General features: G+C 67.9%; 12 protein-coding genes and 1 tRNA gene. 6 read left to right on the top strand and 7 right to left on the bottom strand.

What is annotated here, in order from left to right:
- Nucleotides 1-58: 58 nt before the first annotated feature.
- Nucleotides 59-283 carry a DUF1127 domain-containing protein gene (locus tag BLT78_RS03715; protein WP_090352120.1) on the bottom strand — a complete coding sequence of 75 codons (225 nt, stop codon included), beginning with the start codon at nt 281-283 and terminating at the stop codon, nt 59-61.
- Between the two features lie 95 nt (nt 284-378).
- Between BLT78_RS03715 and BLT78_RS03710 the strand changes: the two genes are divergently transcribed.
- On the top strand, nt 379-1230 hold the full coding sequence (locus BLT78_RS03710) for a LysR substrate-binding domain-containing protein (RefSeq protein ID WP_090347679.1): 852 nt from the start codon (nt 379-381) through the stop codon (nt 1228-1230).
- Here BLT78_RS03710 and BLT78_RS03705 read toward each other — a convergent pair.
- On the bottom strand, nt 1220-1975 hold the full coding sequence (locus BLT78_RS03705; protein WP_090347678.1) for a sulfite exporter TauE/SafE family protein: 756 nt from the start codon (nt 1973-1975) through the stop codon (nt 1220-1222). The genes BLT78_RS03710 and BLT78_RS03705 overlap by 11 nt on opposite strands.
- 97 nt (nt 1976-2072) lie before the next feature.
- Between BLT78_RS03705 and BLT78_RS03700 the strand changes: the two genes are divergently transcribed.
- Nucleotides 2073-3026 (top strand): LysR family transcriptional regulator, encoded by a 954-nt coding sequence (locus BLT78_RS03700; protein WP_090347677.1) that lies wholly within the window; start codon nt 2073-2075, stop codon nt 3024-3026.
- A 59-nt stretch (nt 3027-3085) separates the two neighbouring features.
- On the opposite strand, the gene efp is transcribed toward BLT78_RS03700, so the two are convergent.
- Together efp and earP are read right to left on the bottom strand one after the other, a co-directional pair.
- Nucleotides 3086-3658 carry an elongation factor P gene (gene efp / locus BLT78_RS03695; RefSeq protein WP_090347676.1) on the bottom strand — a complete coding sequence of 191 codons (573 nt, stop codon included), beginning with the start codon at nt 3656-3658 and terminating at the stop codon, nt 3086-3088.
- Between the two features lie 34 nt (nt 3659-3692).
- The gene (gene earP, locus BLT78_RS03690; protein WP_090347675.1) at nt 3693-4838 is read right to left on the bottom strand and encodes an elongation factor P maturation arginine rhamnosyltransferase EarP; all 1146 of its coding nucleotides are present in this window, start codon (nt 4836-4838) and stop codon (nt 3693-3695) included.
- Nucleotides 4839-4999: 161 nt separating this feature from the next.
- Between earP and BLT78_RS03685 the strand changes: the two genes are divergently transcribed.
- Nucleotides 5000-5089, top strand: a tRNA-Ser gene (locus tag BLT78_RS03685).
- Nucleotides 5090-5271: 182 nt separating this feature from the next.
- Here BLT78_RS03685 and BLT78_RS03680 read toward each other — a convergent pair.
- From BLT78_RS03680 to BLT78_RS03665, 3 genes are all read right to left on the bottom strand, one after another.
- Nucleotides 5272-6174 carry an EamA family transporter gene (locus BLT78_RS03680; protein WP_090347674.1) on the bottom strand — a complete coding sequence of 301 codons (903 nt, stop codon included), beginning with the start codon at nt 6172-6174 and terminating at the stop codon, nt 5272-5274.
- Nucleotides 6175-6768: 594 nt separating this feature from the next.
- On the bottom strand, nt 6769-7299 hold the full coding sequence (locus tag BLT78_RS03670; RefSeq protein WP_090347672.1) for a DUF934 domain-containing protein: 531 nt from the start codon (nt 7297-7299) through the stop codon (nt 6769-6771).
- Entirely contained in the window at nt 7296-8966 is a 1671-nt protein-coding gene (locus tag BLT78_RS03665) for a nitrite/sulfite reductase (protein WP_090347671.1), read from the bottom strand. The genes BLT78_RS03670 and BLT78_RS03665 overlap by 4 nt, the downstream gene beginning before the upstream one ends.
- Before the next feature lie 249 nt (nt 8967-9215).
- Here BLT78_RS03665 and ccoG point away from each other — a divergent pair, with 249 nt between their 5' ends.
- The 3 genes from ccoG (at nt 9216) to ccoN (ending at nt 13745) form a co-directional block, all read left to right on the top strand.
- Nucleotides 9216-10628 carry a cytochrome c oxidase accessory protein CcoG gene (gene ccoG / locus BLT78_RS03660; protein ID WP_090347670.1) on the top strand — a complete coding sequence of 471 codons (1413 nt, stop codon included), beginning with the start codon at nt 9216-9218 and terminating at the stop codon, nt 10626-10628.
- 161 nt (nt 10629-10789) lie between these two features.
- On the top strand, nt 10790-12199 hold the full coding sequence (mapR, locus tag BLT78_RS03655) for a GntR family transcriptional regulator MpaR (RefSeq protein WP_090352118.1): 1410 nt from the start codon (nt 10790-10792) through the stop codon (nt 12197-12199).
- A 118-nt stretch (nt 12200-12317) separates the two neighbouring features.
- The gene (gene ccoN, locus BLT78_RS03650; protein WP_090347669.1) at nt 12318-13745 is read left to right on the top strand and encodes a cytochrome-c oxidase, cbb3-type subunit I; all 1428 of its coding nucleotides are present in this window, start codon (nt 12318-12320) and stop codon (nt 13743-13745) included.
- The last annotated feature ends 23 nt before the right edge of the window (nt 13746-13768 follow it).

Raw genomic sequence — 13768 nt, 5'->3', positions numbered from 1 at the left:
GCCCCGCATCGTCTCCCGTGCGCGGGGCGGTGCGGGGTTCTCGCCGACGGCGCAGCGCTCAGCGGTCGTCGTCCCAGAACGGCCGCTGCGTTTCCTCCCAGATGTCCGCGCGGCTCAGGCCGATGTCCTTGAGCGCCACGTCGCTCAGCATGGCCAGCTGGCGGCGCTGGCGCGCCAGTTGCCGCCAGCGCACGATCCGCTGCCACACCCGCCGCCACCAGGCCGGACGCGCGTCTCCCACCCTCTGCCAGTCACTGCCCACCCACTTCACTTGCCCTTTCATCGCCATGCCCTCCGACTGTGTGGATTCAGTCTCGGCTCCGGCGTAGGATCAATCCAACGAATACCTGTGATGCCATGCATCTCGAGGATTGATGAATGAGCTATCCGAGCATCGATAGCGAACTGCTGCGTACCTTCGTCGCCATTGCCGACCATGGCGGCTTCACCCGCGCGGCCGAGGCGGTCAACCGCACCCAGTCGGCGGTGAGCATGCAGATGAAGCGTCTGGAGGAAGACGTGCTGCAGCACTCACTGTTCGAGCGCGACGGTCGCCAGGTGCGGCTGACCGCTGAGGGCCAGGTGCTGCTCGGCTACGCCCGGCGCATCCTCAAGCTGCAGGGCGAGCTGCTCAGCACGCTGCGCGAGCCGCACATGGTCGGCGCGGTGCGCATCGGCACCCCGGACGACTACGTGATGCGCTTCCTGCCGGGCATCCTGTCGCGCTTCGCGCAGAGCCACCCGCTGGTGCAAGTCGAGGTGCATTGCGAGCCGTCGGCCCAGCTGCTGCAGCGCCAGGACCTCGACTTCAGCATCGTCACCCGCCAGCCGGGCAGCGAGATCGGCCAGCTGCTGCGCCAGGAGCGCTTCGTCTGGGCCGAGGCGCGCGGCTTCAGCCCCCATGAGCAATCGCCGATGCCACTGGCGATGTTCAACAGCGACTGCTTCTGCCGGGCCTGGGCCTGCAACGCCCTGGATGCCCTCGGCCACCCCTACCGCATCGCCTACACCAGCCCCAGCCTGTCGGCGATCCTCGCCGTGGTCAGCGCCGGCCTGGCGGTCACCGCCCAGCTGCAGAGCCTGATCCCCCCCGACCTGCGCATCCTCGGCGAGGCCGAGGGGCTGCCGGCATTGCCGGCCACCAGCATCGTGCTGCTGCGCCGGCCGGGCTCGGAGTCGCCGGTCACCGACACCCTGGCCGAGCACATCGCCGAGGGCTTCAGGCTCTGAGGCCGAGCAGCGCGGCGCAGAGCAGCAGGAACAGGCTGAACAGACCGCGCAGCAACGGCTGTGGCAGGACGTGGGCCAGCTTCACCCCCCAGCCGATGGCGAGCAGGCCGCCGAGGGCCAGCGGCAGGCCGAGCAGCCAGTCGACCTGACCGTGGACGCCATAGGTCACCAGCGCCACCGCCGTGCTGGGCGCCGCCAGCGCCAGCGAAAGTCCCTGCGCCACCACCTGGCTGACGCCGAAGCCCAGGGTCAGTACCGGCGTGGCCACCACCGCACCACCGACACCGAACAGTCCGCCGACCAGCCCGGAGCCGCTGCCGAGCACGCCCAGCCACGGCCAGGAGCGCTCCAGGCCGCCGCCGCTGGTAGCGGGGCGAAGAAGCATCTGGATCAGGTTCCAGGCCGCCAGCGCCAGCAGGAAGCCGACGAAGCCACGGCGCATCGCCTCGGCATCCAGCCCGACCGCCAGGGCAGCGCCGATCCACGCCAGGCAGAACGACGTCGCCCCGAGCAGCAGCGCATGCCGCCAGTCGATGCGGTTGCGCTGGTGGTAGCGCCACAGCGCCAGCAGCACGTTGGGTACCACCATCACCAGCGCCGTGCCCTGGGCCAGTTGCTGATCGAGGCCGAACAGCAACCCCAGCGCCGGAATGGCAAGCAGGCCGCCACCGATGCCGAACAGACCGCCCAGTGCACCGAGCGCCACGCCCAGGCCGATGTCGAGAAAGAACTGCAAGAAAGTCATGACACCTCCGAAAAGGCAGATGCTAGAGAGGCGCGACTAGCCGCGAAACGCACAACCCCGCACAATGCCTTTGCGCCAACAGCACAAGCGAACCGCCATGCAGCCCGACGCACTGACCCATCAGCTCGACCTGTTCCTCGACGTGCTGGCCTGCGGCAGCTTCTCCGCCGCCGCCCGCCGTCAGCAGCTCACGCCCTCGGCGGTGGCGCGGCGCATCGACGCCCTCGAACAGGCCCTCGGCAGTCGCCTGTTCCAGCGCAGCACCCACGCGGTCCGGGCCACCCCGGCGGGCCTCGCCTTCGCCGAGCGCGCCCGGCGCATCCTCGACGAGCTGCGTCAGGCGCGCGCCGAGGCGGTATCGCTGAGCAACGCGCCGGAAGGGCTGATCCGCATCGACGCCCCGGCCCCCTTCGGCCGCCGCCACCTGGCCCCGGCGATCGCCGAATTCCTGGTCGCCTGGCCGGGGGTGGACGTGCAGTTGCGCCTGATCGACAGTTTCGTCGACCTGCAGGGCGAGCACCTCGGCCAGGTCGACCTGGTGCTGCGTATCGGCCCGCTGGCCGACAGTCGGCTGGTGGCCACGCCGCTGGCACCGATGCGCCGCATCGCCTGCGCCAGCCCGGAGTACCTGAGACGCCGCGGCACGCCGACCGATCCCGGACATCTGCCCGAGCACGACGGCCTCGACTGGGACGCCCTCTCCCCGCCCTACGCCTGGCGCTTCGAGGTGGACGGCCAGAGCCGCCTGATCCGTCCCGGCCGCCTGCGGATGACCGCCAACAACGCGGAAACCCTGCTGTTCGCCGCACTGGCCGGTCTCGGCATCGCCCATCTGCCGACCTGGCTGATCAGCGACCACCTGCTGCGCGGCGAGCTGGTACCGCTGTTCTGCGATGCCGGCCTGCCGCCGGCCGAACCCAGCGGCGTCTACGCCCTGCGCCTGCCCCAGCCGGCCGCCTCGCGCACCCGCCTGCTGCTGGAATTCCTCAAGGACCGCTTCGGCCCGCTGCCGCCCTGGGACCTGGCGCTGCAGGCCGGCTTCGGCAGATAGGCCACCCAGAAACGACAGAGCCCGGCGCTAGGCCGGGCTCTGGGGGACTCGCGTCAGACTCAGGCCGGAGCCTGGGTACGACCCTTGTAGGAGCCGTCGCGGGTGTCGATTTCGATCCAGTCGTCGATGTTGACGAAATCGGCCACCTTGACTTCGGTGCCGTTACGCAGCTTGGCCGGCTTCATCACCTTGCCGCTGGTGTCGCCACGGGCAGCGGTTTCGGTGTAGACGACCTGACGCACGATGGTGGTCGGCAGGTCGACGGAAATCACCTTGCCTTCGAAGAACACGGCTTCGCAGACGTCGGTCATGCCTTCCTCGATGAACGGCAGGACGCTCTCCAGATCTTCCGCACGCAGTTCATAGGAGTTGTACTCCGGATCCATGAACACGTAGTCCTCGCCGCTGATGTAGGACAGGGTCACTTCCTTGCGATCGAGGATGACCTGCTCCATCTTGTCGTCGGCCTTGTAAACGGTCTCGGTCTTGGAGCCGTTGATCAGGTTGCGCAGCTTCATCTTGACGATGGCGCTGTTACGACCGGACTTGGTGAACTCGGCCTTCTGGATCAGCCACGGCTGGCCGTCGATCAGAGCAACGTTGTTGGCCTTCATTTCTTGTGCGGTTTTCATGCGAAATATCCGGATGTGACTGGAGGTACAAGATCTAAGCCGCACATGATAGCGAATTTTGGTAAAACTGTTCCAGCGCAGCGGCAAGATCAGGACGAGAGGCCTGCTCCGCGCACCAGCCCTGCGCATGCTCCCGCCACTCCGGCCAGTGCCGCTGCGCCGCCCGCCAGGCTTCCCCCATTCCCGCCCCGGCATTCCACGCCCGCCACAATTGCAGCAGCGCCTGCCCCGCCTCCGCGGACAAGCCCTGCCGGTACAGCGCCAGGAACGCCTCCAGCTTGTCCCAGTGGGCATCCTCCTCCTGCGGGTAGATGTGCCAGAGCATCGGCCGCCCCGCCCACTGCGCACGCACGAAGGAGTCCTCGCCGCGCACCGCATTGAAATCGCAGCACCACAGCAGGCGGTCGTAATCGTCCTGGGACACGAACGGCAGCACCTGCAACTGCAGGTTGCCGCGGCGAGCGACGAACCCCGGCTCCAGCTCTGCCGTCTCGCCCAGCCACTGGCGCAGATCGCCGAGAATGCGCCCGCGTGGCACCAGCAACTGGGTCGGCTGCGCGTCGGCGGCCAGGGCATCCAGCCATTCGCCGAGGCCGGGATTCTCATAGGCGAACAGCGAGATCAGCCGCGCCTGCGCCTGCAGCGTGACTCCGACGCCGGCGAGAAACGCGCGCCGCGCCGCTTCATCGGCCTGGAACGCCTGACGCCGCGCCAAAAGGTCACGTTCGCGCAGCAGGCCACCGGTACCGGCGACGAAACCGGGAAAGAAGAAGTACTTGCGCAGCCCCTGGCCCTGGGGTGATGGCAGACCATGACAGCCGACCACCCAGTCCTCGGCGCTGAGATACTCTAGATTCAGCCACAACGGCTGCCGCTCGGCGGTGCGCATGGCTGCCACCTGGGCCTCCGGCAGCGTGCAGCCGAAGGCTTCGATCACCACGTCGGCCAGAGCCTGGGGCTGCCAGTCCGCCGCCCAGTGGCCGACCTCCACCCCGGCCACCAGTTGGCGGGCCAGCCCGGCATCGGCCTGGGGGCAGAGCGCGACAAAAGCTGCCGGCTCGTCGACCCACAGGCGCACCTGGTGCCCATGCTCGGCCGCCAGCTGCCGCGCCAGCCGCCAGGTCACCCCGATGTCGCCGTAGTTGTCCACCACACTGCAGAAAATGTCCCAGCTCGCCATGAGCGCCTCCATCACTTGCCGGCGCGCAGTCTAGCAGGAACCCCACCACACCTCTGTGCAGCCCTAAGCCAATGAAAAATTTGAAAAAACCTTTGCATTTCAAAAAGGCTTCGACTACATTGTGCGCCGTCGACAGGGCAACGCCCCAGCGATACAAATATGGTGAGGTGTCCGAGCGGTTGAAGGAGCACGCCTGGAAAGTGTGTATACGGGAAACCGTATCGAGGGTTCGAATCCCTCCCTCACCGCCATATTTAAGCCGAAAGCCCCGCACTGCGGGGCTTTCGCGTTTCTAGGGATTGGGTTTTGCGCCTGATCCATACCTTGACTGATACCGCCTCGGCAGGCGGGATGTTGCCGCTGGGCTCCAGCAGTCCCACCTTCAGCCCCATCGATCCCAATACTCGTCGAACCAGGCAACCGTTGGCGCCCCTCATCGCCGATAGGCCAGCAGGACAATGCCGCCGATCACCACCAGGCCGCCCACCACCTGTAGCGCATCGAGACGCTGGTCGAGGATCAGCCAGCCGAACAGCATGCCGGCCACCGGCTCCACGTTCATCACCGGCGCATTGCGCGCGATGTCCAGTTTCGGCATGCAGATGAACAGCGCGGAGAAGGCGCTGCCGTAGAGCAGCACCAGGCACAGCAGCGCCAGCCAGCCGCTCGCAGCCGCGGGGAGCGACACTCCGCCCGGCAACGCCCCGCTGAGACCGGCCAGTGCCGAGGCGGCGAACACCACGCCCATCGCCAGCATGCTGCGCACCGCCCCGGGCATGGCGGAAAGACGATGCTCGGTGACCCACAGGGCGCAGGCGAATACCGCTGCGGCGGTGAGACTGAACAGCACGCCTTGCAGCCAGACGCCATCCTCCGCCCCCCGCTCAGCGAGGCGCGCCGGAACATCCAGCACCAGCATCAGCCCGAGCAGGATGATGCCCATGATCAGCGCCGCGCTCCGGCTGGGGCGCGGGCCGCCCAGCATCCAGGTGAGCAGGGCCAGCAGAATGGGCGAGAGATTCACCACCAGCAGGGCCAGGCCGACCGGAATGCGCATCACCGCCGAATAGATGCAGAAGCTCTGCACGGCCAGCAGTAAGCCCAGCAGCACCTGCCAGCCCCATACCCGGGATGTCAGCAGCATCGACTCGCGTCGCCATGCCACCAGCGCGGCCAGGACCAGAAAGGTGCCGCCCGAGCGACAGAGGATCGCCAGCAGCAGACCCGCGCCCTGGTCGAAGGCGATGCGCGCGGCGATGTGGTTGCCGGCAAAGGTACAGGCCAGGCCGGCCAGGATCAGTACGGCGAGGTGGCGCGGGAAGACGGTGGTGGGCATGTGCGAGCCGGTCCTTGTCAAAACGTGAGAACGCCCACTGGGCATCGTACCAACTGCTATTGCGCACCGGTCGTCATGGCCCGGGCCTCTGCCGACAGCCACGCGATCACTTTGCCTATGTCCGCGCTGGCTGTTGCAAAGGGTAATGGTCGAGTGATTCCCTAACGCACATCAATGGGTTGATGTCATTTCCATAGAATTCGGGCAGGCGTCGCCAACTCAGGTAACTGGCCAACTACTTGGCGCGACGCCATCGAAACGAACCATTCAAGCTTTCAGACGGCTGTCGCAAGCATTGACGTTCTGGATATGGAAGGCGCCGTCGGTAACGGCGCTTCTGGCGCAGATTAAGGCAGCGGCGGTACTCGTCGCGCTGTCAGTGCGCGCACCGCATCTGGAGCGCGCAGCGACCGCAGTACCGCGCCCACGTGAACGGCATTGAGCTGCTCCTGATGGCAGTCTGCGTGTTGTCCACTGCGATCACGCACGACCAGGAATGGATCAGCCCAGCGGTACAGTCTTTGCGCTGCGCCGTGCCACCGGCGCGTGCGCCGCTGCCGCGCGGCAAGCCCGGCAGCATGAGCCGGCCATGCCCTACTCCTCCTCGTCCGCGCCGCTGCGCCGGCGGAACAGCGGGCGCGGCTCGAGCACCGAGCGGCCGTACAGCACGCTGATCCCCTGCAGGCCCTTGAGCGCGTCGGCGGCCGACTTGTCCTCGCGTACCGCGAAGGCGTCGAAGCCGCACTGGCGCATGTGGCTGAGCTGGTCGCGCAGCACGTCGCCGACCGCGCGCAGCTCGCCCTGCCAGCCCAGCCGGGTGCGCAGCAGGTAGGCTTGGCTGTAGGCGCGGCCGTCGCGGAAGCTGGGGAATTCCAGGGCGATCAGCGGCAGGCCGGCCAGCCAGGACGCCAGTTCTTCCGGCTCGTCGTCGGGCGCCAGCCAGACGCCGTCGCGGGTATCGGCGCGGCCGGCCAGCACATCCGCGCTCTGCCTTTCGCGCCACAGCGCCAGCGGCAGCAGCAGCGGGCCGTCCGGCAGCGGCTCGGCCGCCTCGCGCACCCAGCTCCAGGGATCGTCGGCGACGATGCGCGCGCCGTCCGCGCCCAGCTTGATCAGGTTGTTCATGCCGGCACCTCCGTCTGGCGGTAGACCCGTTCCTTGAACGGCTCCAGGCCGATGCGCTGCACGGTGTCGACGAAGGGCTCGTCGCCCTCGCGGTAGGCGACGAAGGTGTCGACCAGCCGCTCGATCACCTCGGGAATCTGCTCGGCGCCGAACGCCGGGCCGATCACCTTGCCCAGCGCGCTGGCCTTGCCCTGGGCGCCGCCGATGGTGACCTGGTACCACTCGCTGCCGTTCTTGTCGACGCCGAGGATGCCGATGTTGCCGATGTGGTGGTGGGCGCAGGCGTTCATGCAGCCGGAGATGTTCAGGCTCAGCTCGCCCAGATCGTGCAGGTGGTCGAGGTCGGCGAAACACGCCTGGATGGCCTGGGCGATGGGGATCGACTTGGCGTTGGCCAGCGAGCAGTAGTCGCCGCCCGGGCAGGCGATGATGTCGGTGAGCAGGCCGATGTTCGGCGTGGCCAGGCCCAGCTCGCCGGCACGTTGCCAGACGGCGTACAGGTCGGCCTTGCGCACGTCGGGCAGCACCAGGTTCTGCTCGTGAGCGATGCGGATTTCGCCGAAGCCGTAGCGCTCGGCCAGCTCGGCGATGCCTTCCATCTGCTCGGCGGTGACGTCGCCCGGCGGCAGGGCCGGCCCCGGCTTGGTGGACAGCACCACCGCGGCGTAGCCCGGAACCTTGTGCGCCTGCACGTTGCGCTCCACCCAGCGGGCGAACGCAGTATCGCCGGCCAGCGCGCTGCCGTAGTCGAGGTCGGCATCGTCCAGCGCGGCGTAGGCCGGCGGCGCGAAGTGAGCGGCGACGCGGCGGTACTCGGCCTCGGTCAGCTCGGCCGGGCCGTCCTTGATGTGCTGCCATTCCTCCTCCACCTCGCGGGCGAAGGCCTCGACGCCGAGCGCCTTGACCAGGATCTTGATCCGCGCCTTGTACTTGTTGTCGCGCCGGCCGTGGCGGTTGAACACCCGCAGGATGGCCTCGACGTAGGACAAGAGGTGGCGCCAGGGCAGCGCCTCGCGCACCTGCTGGGCGAGGATCGGCGTACGCCCAAGACCGCCGCCGACCATCACCCGCAGCAGCAGCTCGCCGGCCGCGTCGCGGTAAAGGTACAGGCCGATGTCGTGCATCATGATCGCCGCGCGGTCCTGCTCGGCCGAGCAGATGGCGATCTTGAACTTGCGCGGCAGGTAGAGGAACTCCGGGTTGACCGTCGACCACTGGCGGAGGATCTCGGCCAGCGGCCGCGGGTCGAGCAGCTCGTCGGCGGCGACCCCGGCGAAGGCCTCGGTGGTGATGTTGCGCACGCAGTTGCCGGAGGTCTGGATGGCGTGCATCTCCACTGCGGCCAGGCGTTCGAGGATGTCGCCGACCTGCTCCAGCTCGATCCAGTTGAACTGGATGTTCTGCCGGGTGGTGAAGTGGCCGTAGCCGCGATCATGGTGGCGGGCGATGTGCGCCAGGGTGCGCAGCTGATCCGCCGCCAGCGTGCCGTAGGGGATGGCCACGCGCAGCATGTAGGCATGCTTCTGCAGGTACAGGCCGTTCTGCAGGCGCAGCGGCAGGAACTCCTCCTCGCTCAGCTCGCCGCTCAGGCGCCGGGCGATCTGGTCGCGGAACTGCGCGACCCGTTCGAGCACCAGGGCGTGGTCGTATTCGTCGTATCGGTACATGGGCTACCTCGTCCGGCCAGCCCGCGCCGTCGCGGCGGCGGGCAATCTGGCGGCGACTATGCCCAGCGGCAGCGCGCAAAAACAGCGGCAGATCCCGCGCAAAAAACCATATCAGACCGCCCATGCGAGATCGGCCGCCGGCCGTCGTGGCCCATCTGATCCGCTTTTTATCGCCGGATCTGAGTCTGTTTCCCCGGCAGTCGATCTCCGATCATGGCCCCATCTTTTGCAGGCCTATGGAGCCTTCCCATGAGCGAACGCATTCCCGCCCGGATCGTCGAGACGGTCGAACCGCGGCCCACGCGCCTGACCCCCGCCCAGGCCGGCGGTCCGATCCACACCCGCAGCTTCACCGGCCTGTACCGCAACCTGCGCCTGGCCGGCGCCGGCGCGCTGTTCCTGCTGTTCTTCGGCACCGCCTGGCTGAACTGGAACGGCCGCCAGGCAGTGCTGTGGGATCTGGCCGGGCGCAAGTTCCACATCTTCGGCGCCACCTTCTGGCCGCAGGACTTCATCCTGCTCTCGGCGCTGCTGATCATCTGCGCCTTCGGCCTGTTCGCCATCACCGTGGCCGCCGGGCGGGTGTGGTGCGGCTACGCCTGCCCGCAGAGCGTGTGGACCTGGATCTTCATGTGGGCGGAGAAGGTCACCGAGGGCGACCGCCAGCAGCGCATCAAGCTCGACGCCGCGCCCTGGTCGGTCGGGAAACTGCTGCGCCGCGGCGCCAAGCACGGCCTGTGGCTGGCGGTCAGCCTGGTCACCGCTCTGGCCTTCGTCGGCTACTTCACGCCGATCCGCGCGCTGGTCCACGACCTGTTCACCCTGCAGCTGGACGCCACCGCCGCCTTCTGGGTGTTCTCCTTCACTGCCGCCACCTACCTCAACGCCGGCTGGCTGCGCGAGAAGGTGTGCCGCGACATGTGCCCCTACTCGCGCTTCCAGAGCGTGATGTTCGACGCCGACACCCTGGTGGTCTCCTACGATGCCGCGCGCGGCGAGAACCGTGGCGCGCGCAAGAAGGAAGCCGACCCCAGGGCGCTCGGCCTCGGCGACTGCATCGACTGCACCCTGTGCGTGCAGGTCTGCCCGACCGGCATCGACATCCGCGACGGCCTGCAGCTGGAATGCATCGGCTGCGGCGCCTGCGTCGACGCCTGCGACAGCATCATGGACAAGATGGGCTACGCCCGCGGCCTGGTGCGCTACGGCTCCGAACGCGAACTGGCCGGCGGCAAGACCCGCTGGCTGCGCCCGCGCCTGGTCGGCTACGCCGCGGCACTGCTGCTGATGTTCGGCGCCTTCGGCTGGGCCCTCGACGCACGGCCGCTGGTGTCGCTGGACGTGACCAAGGACCGTGGCCTGTACCGCGAGAACAGCGCCGGGCAGATCGAGAACATCTACCGCCTCAAGGTGATCAACAAGACCCAGCAGCCACACCGCTACGCCGTGACCCTGGTCGAACCCGGCCCCTTCGTCCTGCAGGGCGCCGAGGAGCTGCAGCTGGCGCCCGGGGAGATCCTCGACGTCGCGGTGAGCGTGGCGCTGAGCGCCGGGCACACGGCCGACAGCGCCACGCCGCTGCGCTTCGCGGTGGCGGACCTGGACGATCCCGAGGTGCGCGTCACCACCCAGAGCACCTTCGTGTCGCCGCGCCATCGCTGATGCTCCCCGTAGGGGCGAATTCATTCGCCAACGACCGCAGCAAGGCGAATGAATTCGCCCCTACAAGCCAGGTACCAGCCCAACCCCGGAGCCGAGCCATGCGCAGTGGCAAGCCGTTAGACTACCTGACGCCCATCCGCAGGCCGCTGAGCCCGGACAAGATGAAACGCTACGAGAAATTCGCCGACGAAATCGCCGAACTGATCCGCTCCGGCATCCTCGCTCCCGGGCAACGGGTGCCCTCGGTGCGGCATGCCAGCCGCACCTACGGGGTCAGTCCGTCGACGGTGTTCCAGGCCTACTACCTGCTGGAGAGCCGCGGGCTGATCGTCGCGCGGGCGCGCTCGGGCTACTTCGTCCGCGAGCTGGCCCGGCGTCCGCTGCCGGAGCCGGAGATCAGCGCCCGCGAGGCGCAGACCAGCGTGGTCGACGTCAGCGAACTGGTGTTCTCGGTGCTCGGCTCGCTGAAGGACCCGAACACCGTGCCGTTCGGCTCGGCCTTCCCCAGCCCCGACCTGTTCCCCCTCGCCCGCCTGGCGCGCTCGATGAGCCACGCGGTGCGCGAACTGGCGCCGCGCGCGGTGATCGCCGACATGACCGAGGGCAACGCCGACCTGCGCCGGCAGATCGCCCTGCGCTACATGGTCAGCGGGGTGCTGCTGCCGCTGGAGGAACTGGTGATCACCTGCGGTGCCATGGAGGCGCTCAACCTGTGCCTGCAGTGCGTGACCCGTCCGGGCGACCTGGTGGCCATCGAGGCGCCGGCGTTCTATGCCACCCTGCAGGTGCTCGAACGCCTGGAGCTCAAGGCGGTGGAGATCCCCGTGCACCCGCGCGAGGGCATCGACCTGGCCAGCCTGGAGGCCAGTCTCCAGCAGTTGCCGATCAAGGCCTGCTGGTTCATGAGCAGCCTGCAGAACCCGCTCGGCGCGAGCATGGACGACGACAAGAAGCGCGCGCTCTACGCGCTGCTGCAGCGTCATCAGGTGCCGCTGATCGAGGACGACGTGTACGCCGAGCTGTACTTCGGCAGCCAGCCGCCCAAGCCGGTGAAGAGCTTCGACCGCGAGGGTCTGGTGATGCACTGCGGCTCGTTCTCCAAGTGCCTGGCGCCGGGCTACCGCATCGGCTGGGTGGCCGGCGGGCGCTGGGCCGAGCAGATCCGCCGGCTCAAGCTGATGACCACCATCTCGCCGTCGGTGCCGGCGCAGGCGGCCATCGCCGACTACCTGCAGCACGGCGGCTACGACCGTCACCTGCGCCGCCTGCGCCACGCGCTGGAGAGCCAGCAGGCGTCGATGCTGGCCTCGGCGGCGCGGCACTTCCCGGCCAGCACGCGGGTGACCCGGCCGGGCGGCGGCTACTTCCTGTGGTTCGAGTTCCCCGAGCAGGTCGACTCGTTGCAGCTGTTTCAACTGGCGCTGGCCCAGGGCATCAGCCTGGCGCCGGGGCCGATCTTCTCGGCCACCCGGCGTTTCGGCAACTGCGCGCGGCTCAACTACGGCCATCCGTGGGACGCGCAGAGCGAGCGCGCCATGGAAGTGCTCGGGCGCATCCTCGCCTCGTTCTGATCCGGTCGAATCGCGCCGATCTGAGTCTGTTTTGCAGCGAAACCGCCTCCTACAGTGTGCAACGTGCCGCGCCTTGCGCCGCGGCCGCCAAGCACCCTGTCAGCAGAAAGGTTTCGACATGAGCACAACGATTTCCGAACAGGCCTACGACTACCGGGCGGTGCGCCAGTTCGCCGTGATGACCGTGGTCTGGGGCGTCGTCGGCATGGCCATGGGGGTGTTGATCGCCTCGCAGCTGGTCTGGCCGGCCCTCAACTTCGACCTCGAATGGACCAGTTTCGGCCGCCTGCGCCCGCTGCACACCAGCCTGGTGATCTTCGCCTTCGGCGGCTGCGGGCTGTTCGCCACCTCCTACTACACGGTACAGCGCACCTGCCAGACCCGTCTGTTCGGTGGTCCGCTGATCGCCTTCACCTTCTGGGGCTGGCAGGCGGTGATCGCCATCATGCTGGTCAGCCTGCCGCTGGGCTACACCACCACCAAGGAGTACGCCGAGCTCGAGTTCACCGGCGCGGTGGTGATGGCCGTCGTCTGGGTCGCCTACGCGGTGGTGTTCTTCGGCACGGTGATGAAGCGCCAGACCAGGCACATCTACGTCGGCAACTGGTTCTTCGGCGCCTTCATCCTCGCCACGGCGATGCTGCACATCGTCAACCACCTGGCCATCCCGGTCGGCTGGTTCAAGTCCTACTCGCTGTATAGCGGCGCCACCGACGCCATGGTGCAGTGGTGGTACGGCCACAACGCGGTGGGTTTCTTCCTCACCACCGGCTTTCTGGGGATGATGTACTACTTCGTGCCCAAGCAGGCCGGGCGCCCGGTGTATTCCTACCGGCTGTCCATCGTGCACTTCTGGGCGCTGATCACCCTGTACATCTGGGCCGGCCCGCACCACCTGCACTACACCGCGCTGCCCGACTGGGCGCAGACCCTCGGCATGGTGATGTCGATCATCCTCCTCGCGCCGAGCTGGGGCGGCATGATCAACGGCATGATGACCCTGTCCGGCTCCTGGCATAAGTTGCGCACCGACCCGATCCTGCGCTTTCTGGTGGTGTCGCTGGCCTTCTACGGCATGTCCACCTTCGAGGGGCCGATGATGGCGATCAAGACCGTCAACGCCCTGTCCCACTACACCGACTGGACCATCGGCCATGTGCACGCCGGCGCGCTGGGCTGGGTGGCGATGATCACCTTCGGCTCGCTGTACCACCTGATCCCCAGGGTGTTCGGCCGCGCGCGGATGCACAGCATCGCGCTGATCAACCTGCACTTCTGGCTGGCGACCATCGGCACCGTGCTGTACATCGCCTCGATGTGGGTCAACGGCATCATGCAGGGCCTGATGTGGCGCGCCACCAACGAGGACGGCACGCTGACCTACTCGTTCGTCGAGGCGCTGGAGGCCAGCCACGCCGGCTTCCTGGTGCGCCTGATCGGCGGCCTGTTCTTCCTCACCGGCATGCTGCTGATGGCCTGGAACACCTGGCGCACCGTGCGCCTGGCCGACCCTGTCGTCTCTCAGGCTCATGCGCAGTGCGCATGACCTTTCGCCCGGCGTTCCCCTGC

This window comes from Pseudomonas oryzae (assembly GCF_900104805.1).
In the GTDB taxonomy this organism is placed as follows: Bacteria; Pseudomonadota; Gammaproteobacteria; order Pseudomonadales; family Pseudomonadaceae; genus Geopseudomonas; species Geopseudomonas oryzae.
This window is presented reverse-complemented; position numbering and strand designations above follow the sequence as displayed.